Below are 20,457 nucleotides of genomic sequence, written 5' to 3'. Positions count from 1 at the left end.
CGGTACTGTCTTCGTGATGGAGTCCGACGCCCTCTTCTCCCTCGGTGAACCCGCCGGGTCGCGCAGCGCGCCCGACGGTCCCGCCGGTGTCGACGGCTTCACCGCGGTGGCCGACGATTCGCCCCTGCCCGTCCGGATGCGCCCGGTGACCCTCGACGAGCTGGTCGGGCAGGAGCACCTGCTCGCTCCCGGCGCGCCCCTGCGGCAACTGGTCTCCGGCGGTGCTCCGATGTCGGTGATCCTCTGGGGCCCGCCGGGCAGCGGCAAGACCACCATCGCGCACCTGGTGGCCGGGGCGACCGACCGCCGCTTCGTCGCCATGTCGGCGCTCTCCGCCGGCGTGAAGGACGTCCGGGCGGTGATCGAGGCGGCTCGCCGCCAGCGCCGTTCCGGCGGCCCGCAGACCGTGCTCTTCATCGACGAGGTGCACCGGTTCAGCAAGACCCAACAGGATTCCCTGCTCGCCGCCGTCGAGGACCGCACGGTCACCTTGCTGGCGGCGACCACCGAGAACCCGTACTTCTCGATCATCTCACCGCTGCTGTCGCGGTGCGTGCTGCTCACCCTGCAACCGTTGGACGACGAGGCGGTGCGGGGTCTGCTGCGCCGCGCGGTCGCCGACAAGCGTGGCCTGGACGGGGCGCTCGCCCTGACCACCGAGGCCGAGGACCACCTGGTCCGGCTGGCCGCCGGCGACGTCCGTAAGGCACTCACCGCCCTGGAGGCGGCGGCGGCCTCCGCCACGGCGCTCGGCGGCGGGCGGATCGACCTGGCCACCGCCGAGCAGGCGGTCGACGTGGCGGCGGTGCGCTACGACCGCGACGGCGACGCCCACTACGACGTGGTCAGCGCCTTCATCAAGAGCATGCGCGGCTCGGACGTGGACGCGGCGGTGCACTGGCTGGCCCGCATGCTGGTGGCCGGTGAGGACGCCCGGTTCATCGCCCGCCGTCTGGTCATCTTCGCCAGCGAGGACGTGGGCATGGCCGACCCCGGGGCGTTGAGCGTCGCGACCGCCGCCGCGCACGCGGTCGAGTACGTCGGGCTGCCCGAGGCGCAGCTCAACCTCGCCCAGGCGGTGATCCACCTGGCCACCGCGCCCAAGTCGAACTCGGCCACCACCGCCATCGGCGCCGCGATCGCCGACGTCCGGGCCGGTCGCGGCGGCCCGGTGCCGCGAGGGCTGCGCGACGCGCACTACGCCGGCGCCCGCGGCCTGGGCCACGGGACCGGCTACCGCTACCCGCACGACGACCAGCGCGGCGTGGTCACCCAGCAGTACGTCCCGGACGACCTGGTCGGCACGGACTACTACCAGCCCAGCCCGCACGGCGCGGAGCGGTCGGTGGCCAGCCGGCTGCCGCTGCTGCGCCGGATCGTGCGTGGTCTGCCGGCCCCGGCCACCCGCCCGGAGACGCCGACATCCGAGCCGTCCGTAACGGCGCAGACCGCGCCAGCGCTATCCCCGGGGGCCGCCCGTCCGACGACGGGCACGGGCGCCCCCGGCACGATGCAGGACAGCGGCACCGACGCCGCAGGAGAGGGTCAACAGTGAGATCGCGTGGTGGGGACCGCCCGGACGAGGGCCCGGACGAGCGGCGCGATCCCCGCGCCAAGACCCGCCGTTGGGGTCGCGGCCGGGCGGCTGAGCCCGAGCCGGAGGAGCCGGTCGCCGGCGAGGAGTTCGGCTGGATCGACGACCTGCGCTCGGCCAAGCAGCAACGCACCGAGCTCGGCCCGGACGGCGCACCCGCGGAGCCGAACCGGCCCCGCGGGGGCATGCCGCCGGCAGACCCGGCCGGACCGCCGGCACAGTCCACCCCGCGTACGCCGGCGGAGCCGGCCGGTGCCCGTGGCAGTGGGCCGGAGCCCTCGGCGCCGCCAACCCCGCGCCCGGGTGAGCCGGGCGGTGCCGCCACCCGTCGACCGGTCGACGGCCCCTGGCCGGGGGAGACGCCGCCAGCGGGCGCGCGCCGCCCCGATGACCGGCCACCCGCCGCACCCGGGCAGCCGCCGCGCCGCGGGGTGCAGCCGGTGCCCGGCGCTCGCGCTGCCGTACCACCGTCGCCACCCACCGCTCGTCCGGGCGGAGGTGACCCGGCCGGCCCGCAGGGACCTCGCCCGGCACCCGACGCGCCCGGCGGCCCGATCCGTGCTCGCGGTGCGGCGGCCCCTCCCAGCCCACCCGTGGGCCCACCGACCTCAGGCGCGCCGGCCGGTCGCCGCCCGGACGCCGCCGCTTCGCCGGGCCGTCGCCCGGACGCCGCCGTTCCGCCGGGCCGTCATCAGGACCCCGCCGCACCCGGCGGGCACCCGGACGCGATGCCGCCGCTGCGCCGTCCGGACGCGGGCTCGCCGGGCCGCCGGCCCGGTCCGGAACAGCCGGTCGAGCCTGGGCGTGCCCTGCCGGCCACCGACGGCCCGCCCGCCGGTCGACGCGCCGCCGGCCCGACCACCGACCCGGCGCGGGCCGCCGGAGCGCCCGCCGCCCCCGGTCCGGCCCGTTTCGACGGCGCGCCGGCTGGCGTCGTGCCGCCGACCGCGGAGGGACTGCGGCCCGACCCCGCCATCGATCATGACCCGCGCGCCGCCCGGCGTCGCCCAGGCCCGGCCGACCCGGGTGCGCCTGAGCCCACCGGGCGACGCGCGTCCGAGCGTCCCCGTCCGGCAGCCGGCGGGCGTCGCCGCGCCGCGGAACCGGACGAGCCGGTGGTGCCGCGTTCGGGCAACGCGCCATCGGTGCCCCGCTCGGGCAACGCGCCACCCGTGCCCCGCGCGGGCAACGCGACGTCGGTGCCCGAGGCGACCGGCGCGCACAGCGGCGCCATGCCCACCACCGGCCCCGCCGACGGCACCGGTCGTCGCCGGGTCGTCTCCGATGAGCCGGAACGCCGAACGCCGCCCGGCGGCGAGCCCCGCCCGGAACGCCCGGACCGCCCGGAGCGGCCCGCGGACTGGCTCCGTCAGGCCGGCCGCCTGCCGCACACCGACCCTGGCCTGCCGGTGGTCAACCGCCGAGACGGCAGCCCGCCGGCCGGGGGCCGTCGCCCGGCGCCGCCCGCCGGGCCGGGAGACCTCGTCGACCAGGGGTCCGGTCGGCTCGCCGTGCCGGACCCGGCCGCGGAGCGCACCGCCGCCCGCCGTCCCACCGGCCCGCCGGTCGACCCGGGCGCGGACGCGCCGACGGGTCGTCGCGCCGTCCGGCCCGACGCCTCGGGATCCACCGGCGAGCACGCGCAGCCCTATCCGTCGACCCCCGGTGAACGGCCCGCCCACGGGCGGGGCGCGGCGGCAGTACCCGCTGTCGACCCCACCGGCCGGCGCGGCCGCGCCGTGGCGGGGCCCGGCCCGGACGCACCGCCCACCCCGGACCCGACCGGCCGACGACGTCGTCCGTCAGCCGAGCCCGGCCCTGACGGTACGGCCGGTCCCGGTCGACCCGGGCCGGCGAGTGACCACGGCGACGACCCGTACGCCGGTGGGCGAGCCGCCCCCGGTGCCGGTCCCGCGGTTCGGGGCGCTGCCCGCGCCGCCGCACCCGGCCGGGCCCGGCCCATTCCCGGCGACGCGCCGGCACCCGGCACCGGGCGCCGTGGCGCTGACGGCCCACCGCGCACCGGCCCGGGTGCCGAGACGGCACCCCGGGACGCGACCCGGCCGGACGGTCCGGCTCGTGCGGCGGTTCCGCCGGGTGTGGATGGTCCGCCACGTTCGCGTCCGGACGGTCCGGCTCGTGCGGCGGTTCCGCCGGGTGTGGATGGTCCGCCACGTGCACGTCCGGACGGTCCGGCTCGCGCCGCCGTCCGCCCACCCGGCGGGCAGCCGCCCATCGACGACCGGACGACCGGTGAACCAGGGCCGGCCGGTCCGGCCCGCGGTGGAGCGCCGGTCGGCCGACCCGCTCCGGCCGACCGTGCCGCCGGACGCGCCCTGCCTCCGCACCGGGAGCCCGGTCGTGCCGAGCCGAGCGGTGTCGCGCCCGTGCCGCCGCCCGGCCGCGGCGGCGAGCCGGTCGGTGTGGCCCGCGCCGCCGTCGTGGTGCCCTCCGCGTCCGGCCCGGTGGAGCGGCCGGCACCGGAGCCCTCGGACGGACCGGCGCTGCGCTCGGCCGGTCAGGACGCGCCGGACGACGACGCCGCGGCCGGCGCCCGTTCCGAGGAGCGCCGGCAGACCCGTGAACGACGCCGCCTGCGTGCGGCGGTGTTGGTGCTGGTCAGCGTCGTGCTGCTCGGCGCGGTGCCGCTCTTCTTCGGCATCCGGACGCTGAGCCGCGACCCGGTCTTCGACAACCTGGACCAGCTCAGCGTGCCCGGCTGGGCGGCCGCGAAGACGGTCGACGATGTCAGCGGCAGCCGGTGGTGCCTGCTCGACTGCCGGCTGCGTGAGCGCACCGTGACCTCGGAGAAGGCGCCCAAGGAGACGGCGCAGGTCTACGAGGACGCGCTGCGCCAGGACGGGTGGCGGCCGTGGAAGGTGAGCCGCTGCCCGGAGCAGCAGACGAAGGGCAGCTACACCTGCTGGCGTCGCGACGAGCTGACCCTCGACCTGTGGGTACGCGAGCCGACCTGTGTGCCGCCGCCGGTCGACGGCGAGCCGGCAGTCGTGCCGTCCGGCGACCCGTCGGCCGCTGCGACCGAGTGCACCGGCTCGTTGGTGTCGGTGAAGGTGCGCAACGCGATCGACGACGAGCGGACCAGGCCGCAGCCGACCACCGACCCGTCACTGACCGGTGAGGATCCGTTCCCGACGGTCAGTGCGGATCCGTTGGGTGAGCTGACACCCTCACCGTCCTGAGCCGGTCTCCATCACGGACGGTAGGGTCTGGGGCTGGCGGGCACGCCCGCTACCGGTGACCGCCGACGGTTCGGCGGCCGGTACGGGTGCCATGGTTGTGCGTTCCGGGGACGTCGGGTCCTGCGGAACCCTGCTTGAGGAGGACAGGCGTGGGCGACATTGGAGCGATCGCGGCGCTGATCGCGGCAAGCGCGTTCGCGGTGCTGGTGCTCATCCTGACGCTGCCCATCCTGCGGCTGCGGCACACGGTTGACGCCACCACCCGCATGATCAACGACCTCAACGACCGGACCGCACCGCTGCTCGGTGACGTGAACACCACGGTGAAGAACGTCAACACCGCGCTGGAGCAGGTGCAGACCTCGCTCGACGGTGTGAACCTCCAACTGGCGAAGGTCGACACCATGACCAGCCACGCACAGAACGTCACCGCCAACGTCGCCAACCTGGCCACCGTCGTCTCCGCCGCGGCCGCCAACCCCCTGGTCAAGGTGGCCGCTTTCGGCTACGGCGTGCGTAAGGCCGCCGCCGGTCGTCGGCACGCCGAGACCGAGCGTGAGGTACGCGACACCATCAAGCAGCAGCGACGGGCCGCGCGACGCGGCAACAGCTGACCGGCCGGCGCACCAGGAGGTAGCGGGACATGAGGCGCTTGTTCTGGCTCGGCATCGGGGTGGCCGTCGGTGTGATCGTGGTCCGCAAGGCGACCCGGACCGCGCAGGCGTACACGCCGGCGGGCATCGCCAGCTCGCTGACGGAATCCGCTGGCGGGCTCGTCGAGTCGCTGCGTAGTTTCGTGGAGGACGTCCGGGTCGGGATGGCCGAACGCGAGCAGGAGATCCACCACGCGTTCGCCCAGGGCGAGGCGTTCGACGATAAGTTCGCCGACCTGCGGGAAGACCCGCGAATCGGCGATCGAGAAATCTTTCCGGAGGAACACCAGCGATGAAGACGGCGGAGATCAAGCGGCGGTACCTCGCGCACTTCGAGGCGAATGGCCACACCGTGGTGCCGTCCGCTCCGCTGCCCGCCATCAGCGACCCGAACCTGCTGTTCGTCAACGCCGGCATGGTGCAGTTCGTCCCGTACTTCCTGGGTCAGCAGACTCCCGCGTACCAGCGGGCGGTCAGCGTGCAGAAGTGCCTGCGCACCCCGGACATCGACGAGGTCGGCAAGACCAGCCGGCACGGCACGTTCTTCCAGATGAACGGCAACTTCTCCTTCGGTGACTACTTCAAGGCCGGTGCGATCCCGCTGGCCTGGGAGTTGTCCACGAAGCCGATCGCCGAGGGTGGGTACGGCCTGGATCCGGAGCGGATCTGGCCGACGATCTACCTCGACGACGACGAGGCGTTCGAGATCTGGCGGTCGGTCGGTGTGCCGGCCGAGCGGATCGTCCGCCGGGGCAAGGCGGACAACTTCTGGTCGATGGGCATTCCCGGGCCGTGCGGTCCGTCGTCGGAGCTGTTCTACGACCGGGGCCCGGAGTACGGCCGCGAGGGCGGTCCGGCGGTCGACGAGGACCGGTACATGGAGTACTGGAATCTCGTCTTCATGCAGTTCGAGCGGGGTCCGGGCACGACCAAGGAGGACTACCCGATCCTGGGTGACCTGCCGGCGAAGAACATCGACACCGGCATGGGCCTGGAACGGATGGCCTCGATCCTGCAGGGCGTCGACAACCTGTACGAGATCGACGAGGTCCGGCCGATCCTGGCCCGGGCGGCCGAGTTGACCGGTAAGCGGTACGGCGCGCACTCCGGGCACGTGGCCAGCGAGTCGCACCCGGACGACGTGCGGCTGCGGGTGATCGCGGATCACGTGCGCACGGCGCTGATGCTGATCGGCGACGGTGTGACCCCGTCGAACGAGGGTCGCGGGTACGTGTTGCGCCGGATCATGCGCCGGGCGATCCGGTCGATCCGGCTGCTGGGTTGGCAGGACCGGGCGCTGCCCGAACTGCTGCCGGTGGCCCGGGACTGCATGGCGCCGTCGTACCCGGAGCTGGCGACCGACTTCGACCGGATCGCGGACTACGCGTACGCGGAGGAGGAGGCGTTCCTGTCCACCCTGCGTGCCGGCACCACGATCCTGGACACCGCGATCGCGGAGACCCGCACGGCGGGCGGCTCCGCGCTGTCCGGGGCGAAGGCGTTCCAGTTGCACGACACGTACGGCTTCCCGATCGACCTGACCCTGGAGATCGCCGCGGAGCAGGGCCTCACGGTCGACGACGAGGGTTTCCGGCGGCTGATGGCCGACCAGCGGACCCGGGCGAAGGCGGACGCGCAGGCCCGCAAGACGGGGCACGTCGACCTGTCGGCGTACCGGTCGGTGCTGGACGCGGGTGGGCCGGTGACGTTCACCGGGTACAGCGAGGTGTCCCGCGAGTCGACGGTGCGGGCGCTGCTCGGCGCCGACGGCCCGCGTCAGGCGGCGACCGAGGGCGACACCATCGAGCTGGTGCTGGACACGACGCCGTTCTACGCCGAGGGCGGTGGTCAGCAGCCCGACCAGGGCATGATCACGGTTGGTGGCGGGCAGGTCGAGGTGCTCGACGTGCAGCAGCCGGTGCCCGGTCTGATCGTGCACCGGGCCCGGGTGATCCGGGGCGAGGTACGCGCCGGTGAGGCCGGCTTCGCCGAGATCGACACGACCCGGCGTCGGGCTATCTCCCGGTCGCACACCGCCACCCACCTGGTGCACCAGACCATGCGCAACTTCCTCGGCGAGTCGGCCACGCAGGCCGGGTCGCTGAACGCCCCCGGTCGGCTCCGGTTCGACTTCAACACCCCGACCGGGGTGTCGCCGAGCGTCCTGCGCGACGTGGAGCAGCAGGTCAACGAGGTGCTTTTGGCCGACCTGGAGGTGCACGCCTTCATCACCTCGTTGGAGGAGGCGCGGCGGATCGGCGCGATGGCGCTCTTCGGTGAGAAGTACGGCGAGGAGGTGCGGGTCGTCGAGGTGGGTGACTACGCCCGGGAGTTGTGCGGCGGCACGCACGTGGCCCGCTCCGCCCAGCTCGGCCTCGTGAAGATCCTCTCCGAGTCGTCGATCGGTTCCGGTGTCCGCCGGGTCGAGGCGCTGGTCGGCATGGACGCCTTCGGCTTCCTGGCCAAGGAGCACCTGTTGGTCTCCCGGCTGGCCGAGCTGTACCGGGTGCCCAACGATCAGGTCGCCGACCGGGTGGAGCAGACCGTCACCCAGCTTCGGGACGCCGAGAAGGAGCTGGAGAAGCTGCGCGCCCAGCTGGTGCTGGGTGGTGCGGCGGCGCTCGCGGCGCAGGCCAAGGACGTGCGCGGGGTCGCGTACGTGGGCACCGAGGCGCCGGAGGGCGCGGCCGGCAACGACGTGCGGACCCTGGCCCAGGAGATCCGCGGCAAGATCGACCCGGCGCGGCCGGCGGTCGTCGCGGTGGCGGCTCGGTCGAACGGCAAGGCGTCGCTGGTGGTGGCGGTCAACGCGGCGGCGCGCAGCCGGGGCCTGGCCGCGTCGGATCTGGTGAAGGCGGCGTTCTCCGGGCGCGGCGGTGGCAGCCCCGATCTGGCCCAGGGCGGCGGTCTGCCGGCGGCCGAGGCACCGAACCTGCTGCTCACCGTCGAGAAGGCGATCACTGAGGCGTGATAGATCATCACTGTGAGTCAGGGCGGGCCACTTGGTCCGCCCTGGTTCGTACCCGGTCGGTGGTGACATTCGGTGGCTGAGTTGACGCGAGGTGTGCGGATCGGCGTGGATGTCGGTCAGGTGCGGGTGGGCGTGTCCCGCTCGGATCCGGACGGGATCTTGGCAACGCCGCTGGTCACCCTGGCTCGCGATCTCACGGCTGCACCGGACGCGGTGCCGAGCGACCTCGCCGAGCTGGCCGCGTTGGTGGCCGAGCACGAGGCCGTCGGGGTGGTCGTCGGTCTTCCGGTCAATCTCGCTGGCAAGCATGGCCCTGCGGCCGTCCATGTGAAGGCGTACGCTGACCGACTGGTCGATGTGATAGCGCCCGTCCCGGTAACGCTCACTGACGAGAGGATGTCGACCGTGGTCGCTTCTCGTAGGCTTGCCGAACGTGGCGTCCGAGGTAAACGTCAACGTGCGGTTGTCGATCAGGCGGCCGCGGTGGAGATCCTGCAGAGCTGGCTGGACGCGCAGCGGAGGCGGCGGTAATGATCGACGATCTGGACCTTGGGTTCGACGAGCCGGAGCGGGGGGAGAAGGGTCGGCACCGGCGCGGCTTCCGCAAGGGCAAGGGCAAGGGCGGGTCCGGCGGCGGCCGGGGTAAGACATTCCTGGCTCTGCTGATGGCCCTGCTCCTGCTGGGCGGCATCGGCGGCGGCGCGTTCTACAGCTTCGACCGCATCCAGAACTACTTCGTCACCCCCGACTACGACGGCAGCGGGTCCGGTGAGATCACCGTCGAGATCAAGAACGGCGCGCTGATCGCCGACATGGCCGACGCCCTCGTGGCTGCCGACGTGGTGAAGAGCCAGAAGGCTTTCATCGAGGCGGCCGAGGCCAACTCGCGCAGCAAGAACATCCAGCCGGGCACGTACAAGCTGCGTAAGCAGATGAGCGGCGCGAGCGCCGTGACCGCGATGCTCGACCTGAAGAACAAGATCGTCAACGGGCTGACCATCCCCGAGGGCCGCACGAGCTTCAACATCTACAAGCTGCTTTCCGAGAAGACCAAGATTCCGGTCAAGGACTTCCAGGCCGCCGCGAAGGACCCGGAGGGGCTCGGCGTCCCGGACTGGTGGTTCAAGCGCGCCGACGGCAAGAAGTCCGTCAAGTCCGTGGAGGGCTTCCTCTTCCCGGACACGTACGAGATCCCGCCGAAGTCCACTGCCGAGAGCATCCTCAAGCTGATGGTGAACCGCTTCCTCTCGGTGAGCGGGGAGATGAAGTTCGCCGACCGGGTGCAGGAGGAGCGGGGCGGCGTCAGCCCGTACGAGGCGCTGATCGTGGCCTCACTGGCCCAGGCTGAGGCGGGCAACAAGGACGACCTGGGCAAGGTCGCCCGGGTGGCCTACAACCGGGCGTACGGCGAGTTTCCCTGTAGCTGCCTGGAGATGGACGTCACGGTCAACTACTACCTAGAGTCGATCGGCAAGCCGACCAAGTCGTCCAAGCAGATGACGGCGGCCGAGCTGGACGACGAGAAGAACCCGTACAACCGCAAGCTGCGCGGCATGATTCCCACCCCAATCAACAACCCGGGCAAGCAGGCCCTGGAAGGGGCGATGGACCCGCCGGCCGGCAAGTGGCTCTACTTCGTGGCGATCGACGACAAGGGCCACTCCGCGTTCGCCGAGACGTACGAGCAGCACAAGCGCAACGAGAACAAGGCCAAGGAGGCCGGCATCATCTGACCGGCCGGGTGACGCCATAAAGGCTCCCTTCTTTTGCGATCGCATTTATTGGTCGCTGTCGGGAAGGGAGCCTTTACGTGTCAGCCTAACGCGCGATCGTCCTCGGAACGCTTTCGCCGACGTCGATGAGGGGCGAGCGATAACCCGATTGCCCAGGCCGGCCGCAGCCCGATTTTCTGGTGCCCGGACGGGGTGCTCGGTAGGGTCGGACCCGACGTGCGGCAGAGAGCGGGGAAGTGATGTCGACCATGACCGGCGGTGATCGTGTCGACCCGTAGGGCCGCGGTGCTGGGCAAGCCGATCGCGCACTCCCTCTCGCCGGTGATCCACACCGCGGGTTACGTCGCCGCCGGGCTGACCGGGTGGTCGTACACCCGGATCGAGTGCGCGGCGGCGGAGCTGCCGGATCTGGTCGCCGGCCTGGGCCCGGAATGGGCCGGGTTGTCGGTGACCATGCCGGGCAAGGAGGTGGCGCTCGCCGTGGCCGACGCCGCGTCGCCGGTCGCCGCCGCCGTCGGCGCGGCCAACACGTTGGTACGCCGTCCGGACGGCTCCTGGTACGCGGACAACACGGACGTCGCCGGCATGGTGCGGGTGCTCACCGACGCCGGCGTGACCGCCGGTGCCGCCGTGACGGTGCTCGGTGCCGGCGGGACGGCCCGCGCCGCGCTCGCCGCCGCCGCGCAGTTGGCCTGCTCGTCGGTGACTGTGGTGGCCCGTCGACCCGAGGCGGTCGACGAGTTGCGCCCGGTGGCCGACGCGGTGGGTGTCGCGCTGACGCCCGCGCAGTGGGGCGACGCGCCCCGGCAGCTCTCCACCGCCGACGTGGTCGTCTCCACGGTGCCGAAGGGGGTCGCCGACCCGCTGGCCGGCGCGGTGGCCTGGCGGCCGGGCGCGGTGTTCTTCGACGCGCTCTACGACCCGTGGCCCACACCGTTGGCGACGGCCGCCGACGCGGCCGGTTGCCGGATCGTCTCCGGCCTGGACCTGCTGCTGGCCCAGGCGGTCGGGCAGTTCGAGCAGTTCACCGGGGTGCCCGCGCCGAGGGCGGCGATGGCCGCCGCGCTGGCCGCCGTTCGCGCCGGCTGAGACGCCCGGACCTTAGCTGACGGTTAAGACGCGCTTACGGGAAACTGTCCTACCTGCCACATGTCCTGGTCATCGATACGCTGCTCACCGTTACGGACGCAGACACAGGGAGTTTCCTTGACCAGGCACGGACTGCACCGCATCACCCGGTTCCGTTCTGGACCCCGGCGTAAGGCGATTGCCATCGGCGTGCTCGGCGGGTCGGTGGTGGCCGGCATCGTGGCGACCATGATGCCGCTGCTGGCCAGCGACGACCTGTCGATCCGGGCGGCGGCGGACACCACCGCGACCGCGGTGTCGCAGGACGGTGACAACGCGGCCAAGTCGACCCTGGCCACCTGCGCGACGCGCTGCGACGGCAACCCGCGCGGTGGCCGCGAGGCGGTCATCGAATTCGCGGTGACCACTGTGCCGGCCACCGCGGTCAACGTCCGGGCCACGCTGCGGGTGCACGCCTGGCAGCAGTTCGCCGCCACGGTGACGGCGCACGCCTCGCCGTTGAGCGCCCGCGAGTCGCGGCCTCCCCTGACGTCGGCCGGTGCCGCGCTGGACAGCGTGACAAGTGTGGCCAAGGGCTTCAACGAGTGGGACGTCTCCAAGCTGGTCACCGGTAACGGCACCTGGACGGTCTCGCTGGCCCAGAGCGGCCTGGAGAGCCGGATCTACTGGGCGTCGGTCGAGAACCGCAACCCGGACCTGCGGCCCAGCCTGCTGATCAGCTACGACCTCGGGGCCCGGCCGTCGGCGGTGCCGACCACCCGGCCGGCTCCGCCGCCGTCGCCGAGCGCGCCGCCGACCACCGCCGCGCCGAAGCCGTCGCCGACCATCGCCCCGACCCGGACGGCCACCCCGAGCGCCAGCGGCAGCCTTCCGTCCGGCAAGTGCGGGTCCGTCTCGGACAAGCTCGTCCCGTCCTGTGGCGCCTGGTGGGGCATGTACTCGCCCGCCGGGGCGGCCGGTGGCTGGGACCACGGCAAGGCCGTCACCGACGTGGAGACGCAGGTTGGGCGCAAGTTCGACATCGTGCACCGCTACCACGACTTCTCCAACTCCGGCAGTAACGGCGCCTTCCCCGACGTCTACGAGTCGCAGCAGATGCGCGAAGGCCGGTTGATGTTCTTCGCCTGGGAGTCCCGTGACTTCTCCGCCGGCACCACTCTGAAGTGGTCGGACGTCTACGGCGGCAAGCAGGACGACACCATCGACGCGGTCGCGGGCCGGATCCGGGCCGCCGGTGTGCCGGTGTTCATCGGCTTCGACCACGAGCCGGAGGACGAGCCGAACAAGGGCAGCGACGCCGACTTCGTCCGCGCCTGGCGGTACGTCCACGAACGCTTCGCCGACGCCGGCGCGACAAACGCGGTCTGGGTCTGGACGATGATGGGCTGGTCCGGGCACTACTCCCGGTACGCCGGCCTGTATCCCGGCGACCAGTACGTCGACTGGGTGGCCTACGACCCGTACAACTTCCACGTCTGCAACGGCAGCACGGTGTGGAAGAGCCCCAAAACCACCATTGGCGGTTTCTACAGCTGGTTGGACGACAACGGTATCGGCGCCGGCAAGCCGCGGATGCTCGCCGAGTTCGGCACCAACTTCAACTCCGCCGACCCGGGCGCCAAGCAGCGCTGGTTCCAGGACTTCCCGGCGGCGCTGAAGGCCCACCCGAAGATCAAGGCGGCGATCTACTTCAACTCGGCCGGGATGACCAGCCGCACGCCGACCTGCGACATGACGATGAACCACGACGCCTCGGCGGTGGCCGGCTTCGCGCAGGCCGGACAGGACCCCTACCTGCGGCAACCCACCGGAGGTAGCCGCTGACGTTCGAAACGGGCTGATCGAACGGCGGTTCGCCGGGGGTCGGAGATCCGATCCTCCGGCGTTCTGTCGGCTTGCGGATTCATGCACCGCCCAATCGGCGGATTTTGTTAACCAGGCTGGACGAGGCACGCTACCTCGGGTTCTCATCCAATCTGGAGGCGCAGCGTGCCCAAACTCTCGCACTCGTGGCGTTTTGCAGGACGACGTCGTACTCGGGCGGGGATGGTCGCGTTGGCGATCATCGCCGCAGCTCTGGGCGTGCCCACGACCGCGTCGGCCGCGGTGGTACCGGTCCCGACGACGGCGACCCTGGTCTCGGCGAACCCCGCCGACGCGACCCCGCACGCGCGAGACGGTGAGACCCGTGCCTTCGCGCAGGTGGGCAACACGGTCTTCGTCGGCGGCAGCTTCACCCAGCTCCGGCAGACCGCCAGCTCCGCGTGGATCACGCAGCGCTACCTCTTCGCGTACGACCGGACCACCGGCACCATGTCGACCACCTTCCTGCCGGTGCTCGACGGCGCGGTCAACACCCTCCTCGCCGGCCCCGGCGGCACGCTGATCGTCGGCGGCGCCTTCAAGACCGTCAACGGCGTCTCCCGGAAGAACCTGGTGGCGCTCAACCCGTCCACCGGCGCGATCGTCGACAGCTGGGTCGGGCGCTCCGACGGCGGTACGGTCCGTGACCTGGCGCTGCACGGCAACTGGCTGTACGTGGCCGGCGCGTTCAACTGGCTCAACGGCACCGCGCACGCCGGTCTCGGCCGGCTCAACGCGACCACCGGCGCGATCGACCCGAGCTTCAGCGTCGACGCCACCGTGGGGCGGCACGGCACCACGTCGTACGTCTGGACCATCGACGTCGCGCCGGACGGCGGCACCCTGGTCGTCGGCGGCAACTTCACGCTCGTCAACGACCTGCCGCGCAACCAGATGGCGTTGGTGGACGTCTCCGGGACCCCCACGGTGCTCGACTGGAGCACCGACAAGTTCGTTCCGCCGTGCGCCGCGCCGACGACCTTCGTGCACTACGTGCAGGACGTGAAGTTCGGTGGCGACGGCACCTGGTTCGTGGTCGGCACCAACGGCGGTGCCGGCTGGCCGGCCGCGTACTGCGACGCCCTGGTCCGCTTCGAGACCGCCGAGCGGGGCTCCGGCCTGCTCGCCACCTGGGTCGACTACACCGGCAACGACACCATCACCGCGGTCGAGGTGGCGGACAACGTCATCTACCTGGGCGGGCACTTCCGCTGGGTCAACAACCCGAACGCCAGCGACAACGCCGGCCCGGGCGCGGTCGACCGGCTCGGCATCGCCGCCGTCACGCCGGCGACCGGCATGCCGGTGAACTGGAACCCGCGCCGTAGCGGCAGCGCCTCGATGCCGTCGGGCACCAGCAACTGGGGTTCCTCGGTGCCGGTGCTCTGGCGTGGCTCGGACGGCCTCTACTTCGGGCACAACTCCGACGGCATGGGCGAGGAGTACCACGGCCGGCTCGGCATGTTCCCGCTCGCCGGCGGACGCACCTTCACCCCGAAGAACCCGCCGTCGGCCACCACCGGCAACCTCTACCTGGGCACCGCCTCCGGCACCGTGGCGAAGGTCCCGTTCAACGGCACCGCGCTGGGCACCGCGACAAGCGTCAGCCAGCCCGCGTACACGGCGGCCGGCGCGACCTGGCGGGTGGACGACCGGATCTACTGGTCGCACACGGTGGCCGGCACGCCCACCGGTAGTCGGATCGACGTCTCGCTGTTCAACGGGGGCGCGATCGGCTCGCCGTGGGAGGCGTCCGGCTACAACGACTGGTACAACCCGGCGGCGCTGACCGGCGCCTTCTTCCTCGACGGTCGGCTCTACTACACCCGCACCGGGGCCAACAGCCTCTACTACCGCTACTTCGAGATCGACGGCAACTACCTCGGTGCCACCGAGTTCGCCCTGCCGACCACGGGTGTGACCTGGTCCGCGGTGCGGGGCATGGCGTGGGTGGGCGGCCGGATCGTCTACGGCTCCACCGACGGCGCTCTGCGCAGCGTGCCGTTCGACCCGACGGCCGCGCCGAGCGCGGTGGTCAACGGCACCACGGCGACCGTCATCAGCAGCGCAACGCCCGAGTTGTCCTGGTCTACCCCATCGACATTCTTCTCCGTACAGTAAGGGTCAACCGTTCGTGACGGAGCATCGGTAGATTGTTCGCGTTGGGCCGGTGGCGGTACCACCGCCGCCGGCCCGCGACGGTGGGGGAGGGTCGTTGCTCGGCGCCGCTGGCATCCGAACGAGACGCGTGGTGCGTCTGGTCTTCGCGGTCAAACGCGGCTGGTATCAGCTCCGTTACCGACGGTTGACGCTCGGTAGGGACGTGGAGATCCGTGGCCGGATCCGGTTGCGGCGCGGCGTGCGGGTGACCATCGGAGACCGCACCCGGTTGAACAAACTCGTCCGCTTCGCCGGCCCCGGCGAGGTACGCGTCGGCGCGGACTCTCTGCTCAACGCCACCTGGATCGGCACCTGGACGTCGGTGACCGTGGGGGACCGGTGCCTCCTGTCCGACTGCGAGTTGCTCGACAACGACTTCCACAACCTGCCCCCCGAGCAGCGGCACGCACCGCCCAGCCCGCTCACCCGGGCCCCGATCGTCCTTGAGGACAACGTCTGGGTCGGTGCGCACGCCCTGGTCCTGAAGGGCGTGCGGATCGGCCGGGACAGCGTCGTCGGCGCGGCGACGGTGGTCCGCACCGACGTACCACCCGGCGTCGTGGTCGTCGGTAATCCTCAACAGACGGTGAAGAAGTTCCATGACTGATGCAGCGCCCGCACCCTGGCCCACGGACGGCCCGTCCTCCGGCACCTCGCGTGCCGTGACACTGACCGACCTGCTGCGGGTGCCGATGCACCGGTTGCGGTTGGTGGGGGCGGTCGCCATGGTCGGTCTGCTGGCCGCGCTCGGCTACGTGCTGCTGGTGCCGGCGGCGATGACCGCGAGCGCCGTGGTCGCGGTCCGGCCGGTGGTGACCGACGCCTTCACCCCCAGCGGCGCGGGCGCCGACCGCGCGGTCAACATGAACGTGGAGAGCGGCATCGCCACCGGCACCGAGGTGGTGCAGCGGCTGGCCGAATCGGCCGGCGGTGACCCGCGTGACATCCGTGACGCGCTCGAGGTCGAGGTGCCCACCGGCGGGCAGATCCTGCGCTTCACCTACCAGGCGCGCGAGGCGCACCGGGCCGTGCAGAGCGCCAACCTGGCCGCCGAGGCCTACCTGAGCGTGCGCCGGACCATGTACGAGCAGCAGCGCGCCGAGATGCTGCGCTCCTACGACGCCAGCATCACCAAGGTCGCCGCCCAGCAGACCGCGTTGCAGAAGCGGGCGAACACCGCCAAGGACACCGCCGCTGGTGACGCGCTGGTGGCCGAGTTGGCCGGGATCAACAACCAGCTCACCCAGCTCAACGCCGCCCGTACCGAGATCGCGGCGGTCGACGTCAACCCCGGCTGGGTCACCCAGACCGCCGAGAAGGCGCTGGTCACCTCCGCCGGGCACCGCCCGCTCTACCTGGTCGCCGGCCTGCTCGGTGGCGCGCTGGTCGGCATTGTGCTGGCGTACCTGTGGGAGTCGACCGACCGGCGGGTCCGCTCGGTGGCCGACGGCCGGGAGGCCTCCGGCCTTCCGCTGCTCGGCACGGTGCGCCGACCGGGGTTCCGGGGTAGCCCCCGGGCTGTCGACGCCGACGTCCGGTACGTGGCGATGGCGGTCGCCGAACGGGTCCGGCAGCCGGCCCGGGTGGCGCTGGTCACCGCCCGGGAGGACGCCACCGCGCTCACCGCCGGGCTCGCGGTGGCGCTCGCCGTGGACGGCCGGGAGGTCTTCGTCGCCGACGACAGCGGACGGATCGAGCGGCTACGGACCAGCGTGCTCGCCGACCGGGGACGGCTGCCCATCGACCCGTCCCGGCCGCTGGTGCCCAAGCCCCGACCGGCCGGCAGCACACCGGCCGCCGGTGCCGCCACGGACGGCACGCCCGCCCGCCGACCCTCCCCGCACCCGCCCGGCGCCCGCCCGTCCACCGATCCGGACGCCACGCTGACGCTGCCGCGGGTGTCGTCGGCCCGCCCGGACAACGGTCGCGTCGTCGCCCCGGACGAGGTCGCCGTGGGGGTGGGCAGTGTCCGGTTCGGCACCTGGCGGCAGGGCGCGGATCACGGCCTGGTCCTGTTCAACGCCCCTCCGGCGGAGTCCGACGAGCGTGGCGTGGCCGTGGCCCGGCAGGGCAGCGCGGTGGTGGTCGTCGAGCGCGACCGCACCCGGCAGAGCGACCTGCGTCGCCTGGTGGAGCGGCTGCGCGCCGCCGGGGTCACCCCGCTGGGCTTCGTCCTCACCCGGAACGGCCGGGCCTGAGTGTGTCGGTGACCCGCGCCCCGGCGACCGAACCACCGCCCGGAGGCGCCCCGGAGGAGGCCGCGCCGGTGCCGCCGCCCGCGCCGCCGCAACTGCCGCTCTGGCCGCTGTCGATGATGTTCGGCCTGGTGCCGCTCTGGTGGCTGCTCGGTGCGTTCTACCTCGGTTGGCCGCTGCTGGGTGCGCTGCTGTTGGCGTTGCTGCTCACCCGGGGGCGCGTGCCGCTGCCGCCGGCGGTCGGGATCTGGTTGCTGTTCCTGGCCGTCGTGGTGGTCAGCGCCACCCAACTGTCGTCGCCCGCCTCGCTGCTCACCTTCGCCCTGCGCCTGGCCTTCTACCTGACCGCGCTGGTGGTCGGCGTCTACGTCTACGCCGCCGCCCGGGAACGCGCCAGCCTGGTGGCGGTGCTCACCCCGCTCTGCGCGTTCTGGTTCGGGCTGGTGGCGCTGGGCTGGCTCGGGGTGCTGGTGCCCCGGCTGGCCATGACGACACCGGTGGAGGTGCTGCTGCCCAGCGGAGTGGCCGGCACCCCGTTCATCCAGGACATGGTGCACCTCACCACCGCTGAGTACAGCGCCCGTTCGCTCAACCCGATCTACCGGCCGGCCGCGCCGTTCGCGTACACCAACAACTACGGCAGCGCGTACGCCATGACCCTGCCCTGCGTGGTGGCCTTCGCGATGCTGCGCCGGCGGGGGCTGCTGCGCTGGGCGCTGCTGGCGTCGCTGCCGCTGTCGCTGGCGCCGGCGTTCCTCACCCTCAACCGGGCGATGTTCCTCAGCCTCGGTGCCGGGCTGGCGGTGCTCGGGGTGCGGGCCAGCCTGCGCGGCAACGTCCGGGTGGCCGCGTCCATCGTCGGCGTGGTGGTGATCGGCGCGTTGGCCACGCTGTTCATTCCGATCACCGAGCTGATCAGCCGACGGGTCGACTCCAGCGACACCAACACCGACCGGCTCTCGCTCTACACCGAGGTGATCCGCCGGGTGCAGGAGTCGCCGTGGTTGGGCTACGGCGCGCCGGTGAACGTCGACACGGTGTCGGCGGCCGCGCCGATCGGCACCCAGGGGCAGTTGTGGATGGTGCTGTTCAGCCACGGCGTACCCGCGCTCATCTGTTTCCTGGCCTGGTTCGTCGCCGCCGCGGTGATCTGCGCCCGGGCGACCTCGGCGGCCGGGCAGTGGCTGGCGGTGGTGCCGGTGGTCTGCCTCGTGCAGATCCCGTTCTACGGCATGGCGAACCAGAACCTGGCGGTCGCGTTCTTCGCGGTCGCCTTCGCGATGGCGTTGACCGAACGCGAACGGCTGGCCCGGTTGGCCGGGTCGTCGCCGACGGCGGCGCGCAACGCGCCGGTGCCCGCGTGACCGCCGCGACCCGGCCACCGGCCGGCGCCGACGGGGGCCGGCCGACACCCACCGCGGTCGAGGGCCAGGCCACGGCGTCGCCCGCTGGGGACGTCGGCTCGGCCGAGACCCGCCGCAGCGCGCGTAGCGGCGTGGCCGGGCTGCTCGGCGCGGCCACCAGCGGGTTGTTCGGGTTCGTGCTGGCCGTCGTGATCACCCGCGGCTACGGCACGGCCGGGGCGGGCGCGTTCTTCGCCGCGATCGGGGTCGTCACCGTGGCCACCGCAATCTGCACGCTCGGCGCGGAGACAGGCCTCATGTGGGCTCTGCCCCGTCGCACTGCCGGTGTGCGCGGTGACGCGGCCCGGGTGCTCCCGGTGGCGCTGATCCCGCCGCTGCTGACCGGGCTCCTGGTCGCCGGCGGGGGCGTGCTGGCCGCCGACGCGCTCGCGCCCCGGCTGCTGCGCGGCTCCGGCGCGAGCGGCGACGCGCTGCTCACCGTCACGTTCGCCGCGGTGCCGGTGGTGGTCGCCATGACCCTGCTGCTGGCCGCCCTGCGCTGCGTACGGCCCATCCGGGCGTACGTCGGGGTGCAGTTCCTGCTGCTGCCGGTCGCCCGCCCGGTGCTGGTCGGGGCCGCCGCGCTGGCGGGTGGTGGTCTGCTCGCCGGCATGACCGGCTGGTTGGTGCCGGCGGCGTTGGCGCTGCTGGCCTGCCTCGTTCTCGTCGCCGGGCCGCTCGGGCTGGGCCGGGGCGCGACGCTGCGTCCGCACCGCGCCGACTGGTCGACGTTCTGGCGCTTCGCGCTGCCCCGGGCCGCCTCGGCGGCCATCGACGCCGGCAGCATGTGGGTGGGGGTGTTGCTCACCTCGGTGCTGGCCGGGCCGGCGGACGCCGGTGTGTTCGGTGCCGTCGGCCGGTACGTGCTGGCCGGTCAGTTGGCCATGCAGGGGCTGCGGGTGGCGGTGTCTCCGCAGTTGTCCCGGCTGCTCGGGCGGGGAGAGCGGGCCGCGGCGGCGGCCGTGCACCGGCAGTTGACCACCTGGGGGCTGGTGCTGTCCTGGCCGGTGTACCTGTTGCTGGCGGTCTTCGCGTTGGCCTTCCTCCAGTTGTTCGGGCCGGAGTTCACCGCCGGTGTGCCGGCGATGACGGTGCTCGCGCTGGCGATGTTGGTCAACACCGGCGTGGGCAACGTGCAGAGCCTGCTCCTGATGGGCGGGCGCAGCGGGCTGCACCTGGTCGCCACCGTGGCCGGGTTGACGGTGACCGTCTCGCTGGGTCTCTGGCTAATCCCCCGCTACGGCGCGACGGGCGCGGCGGTGGCCTGGGCGGCCGGCATCGTCACCGAGAACCTCACCGCCGCCGGGTTCGCCCGGTCGGTGGTTCGGCAGCCGCTGGTCGACGCCGCGATGGCGCGTGCCGCGGTGGCCACGGTCGCCGGGGTGGGCCTGGCCGCCGGCGCCGGTGTGCTGGTGGGCGGTCGCGGCCTGCCCGGTCTCGCGGTGGCGCTGGTGGTGCTGCTGGCCGGCTGCGTCGGCATGTTGACGTTGCCCCGGGTGCGCGCCGGCATCCGGGGGACCATGAGGCAGATCCGTGGAGGGGACGACGCGGCCGCGGCCGCCGGGCCCACCTCGGCATCGACGAGAGGCAGGTGAG

The 20,457-nt window shown here is 72.8% G+C and carries 14 protein-coding genes; all 14 read left to right on the top strand.

The annotated features are described in order from the left end of the window. Positions 1–16: 16 nt before the first annotated feature. The 14 genes from ACFYL6_RS30140 to ACFYL6_RS30075 all read left to right on the top strand — a co-directional run bounded on the left by ACFYL6_RS30140 (position 17) and on the right by ACFYL6_RS30075 (position 20,456). On the top strand, positions 17–1,555 hold the full coding sequence (locus ACFYL6_RS30140; protein ID WP_387176448.1) for a replication-associated recombination protein A: 1,539 nt from the start codon (positions 17–19) through the stop codon (positions 1,553–1,555). 2,543 nt (positions 1,556–4,098) lie between these two features. After that, a complete protein-coding gene (locus tag ACFYL6_RS30135) occupies positions 4,099–4,794 on the top strand; it encodes a hypothetical protein (RefSeq protein WP_387176500.1) in 696 nt (231 codons plus the stop codon). A gap of 149 nt (positions 4,795–4,943) precedes the next feature. Continuing rightward, on the top strand, positions 4,944–5,408 hold the full coding sequence (locus ACFYL6_RS30130) for a DUF948 domain-containing protein (protein WP_112677951.1): 465 nt from the start codon (positions 4,944–4,946) through the stop codon (positions 5,406–5,408). 29 nt (positions 5,409–5,437) lie between these two features. Next, positions 5,438–5,743, top strand: a complete 306-nt coding sequence (locus tag ACFYL6_RS30125) for a hypothetical protein (RefSeq protein ID WP_091401860.1) — start codon at positions 5,438–5,440, stop codon at positions 5,741–5,743. Beyond that, positions 5,740–8,418, top strand: a complete 2,679-nt coding sequence (gene alaS / locus ACFYL6_RS30120; RefSeq protein ID WP_387176445.1) for an alanine--tRNA ligase — start codon at positions 5,740–5,742, stop codon at positions 8,416–8,418. The genes ACFYL6_RS30125 and alaS overlap by 4 nt, the downstream gene beginning before the upstream one ends. A 72-nt stretch (positions 8,419–8,490) precedes the next feature. Next, the gene (gene ruvX, locus ACFYL6_RS30115) at positions 8,491–8,949 is read left to right on the top strand and encodes a Holliday junction resolvase RuvX (protein ID WP_387176443.1); all 459 of its coding nucleotides are present in this window, start codon (positions 8,491–8,493) and stop codon (positions 8,947–8,949) included. Continuing rightward, positions 8,949–10,151, top strand: a complete 1,203-nt coding sequence (mltG, locus tag ACFYL6_RS30110) for an endolytic transglycosylase MltG (RefSeq protein WP_387176441.1) — start codon at positions 8,949–8,951, stop codon at positions 10,149–10,151. The genes ruvX and mltG overlap by 1 nt, the downstream gene beginning before the upstream one ends. 261 nt (positions 10,152–10,412) lie before the next feature. Continuing rightward, positions 10,413–11,240, top strand: a complete 828-nt coding sequence (locus ACFYL6_RS30105; protein ID WP_387176498.1) for a shikimate dehydrogenase — start codon at positions 10,413–10,415, stop codon at positions 11,238–11,240. A 117-nt stretch (positions 11,241–11,357) separates the two neighbouring features. Continuing rightward, a complete protein-coding gene (locus ACFYL6_RS30100) occupies positions 11,358–13,064 on the top strand; it encodes a glycosyl hydrolase (protein WP_387176439.1) in 1,707 nt (568 codons plus the stop codon). Positions 13,065–13,286: 222 nt separating this feature from the next. Then, on the top strand, positions 13,287–15,224 hold the full coding sequence (locus ACFYL6_RS30095; protein ID WP_387176437.1) for a hypothetical protein: 1,938 nt from the start codon (positions 13,287–13,289) through the stop codon (positions 15,222–15,224). A 127-nt stretch (positions 15,225–15,351) separates the two neighbouring features. Continuing rightward, complete coding sequence (locus ACFYL6_RS30090) at positions 15,352–15,870, top strand: acyltransferase (RefSeq protein WP_387176496.1); 519 nt, start codon at positions 15,352–15,354, stop codon at positions 15,868–15,870. Next, a complete protein-coding gene (locus tag ACFYL6_RS30085; protein ID WP_387176436.1) occupies positions 15,863–17,461 on the top strand; it encodes a lipopolysaccharide biosynthesis protein in 1,599 nt (532 codons plus the stop codon). The genes ACFYL6_RS30090 and ACFYL6_RS30085 overlap by 8 nt, the downstream gene beginning before the upstream one ends. Before the next feature lie 68 nt (positions 17,462–17,529). Next, positions 17,530–18,822, top strand: coding sequence for an O-antigen ligase family protein (locus ACFYL6_RS30080; protein WP_387176494.1), 1,293 nt, complete (start codon positions 17,530–17,532; stop codon positions 18,820–18,822). Then, positions 18,819–20,456 (top strand): lipopolysaccharide biosynthesis protein, encoded by a 1,638-nt coding sequence (locus ACFYL6_RS30075; protein WP_387176434.1) that lies wholly within the window; start codon positions 18,819–18,821, stop codon positions 20,454–20,456. Before ACFYL6_RS30080 ends, ACFYL6_RS30075 begins: the two co-directional genes overlap by 4 nt. The last annotated feature ends 1 nt before the right edge of the window (position 20,457 follow it).

This window comes from Micromonospora sp. NPDC007208, assembly GCF_042869175.1.
GTDB lineage: Bacteria > Actinomycetota > Actinomycetes > Mycobacteriales > Micromonosporaceae > Micromonospora > Micromonospora foliorum.
The sequence above is the reverse complement of the archived record's forward strand: the minus strand, read 5'-3'. Positions and strand labels throughout refer to the sequence as shown.

Coding starts and splice junctions, on each gene's coding strand:
- ACFYL6_RS30140 (WP_387176448.1), top strand. CDS start 17: ATGGAGTCCGACGCCCTCTTCTCCCTCGGTGAACCCGCCGGGTCGCGC.
- ACFYL6_RS30125 (WP_091401860.1), top strand. CDS start 5,438: ATGAGGCGCTTGTTCTGGCTCGGCATCGGGGTGGCCGTCGGTGTGATC.
- alaS (WP_387176445.1), top strand. CDS start 5,740: ATGAAGACGGCGGAGATCAAGCGGCGGTACCTCGCGCACTTCGAGGCG.
- mltG (WP_387176441.1), top strand. CDS start 8,949: ATGATCGACGATCTGGACCTTGGGTTCGACGAGCCGGAGCGGGGGGAG.
- ACFYL6_RS30095 (WP_387176437.1), top strand. CDS start 13,287: ATGGTCGCGTTGGCGATCATCGCCGCAGCTCTGGGCGTGCCCACGACC.
- ACFYL6_RS30085 (WP_387176436.1), top strand. CDS start 15,863: ATGACTGATGCAGCGCCCGCACCCTGGCCCACGGACGGCCCGTCCTCC.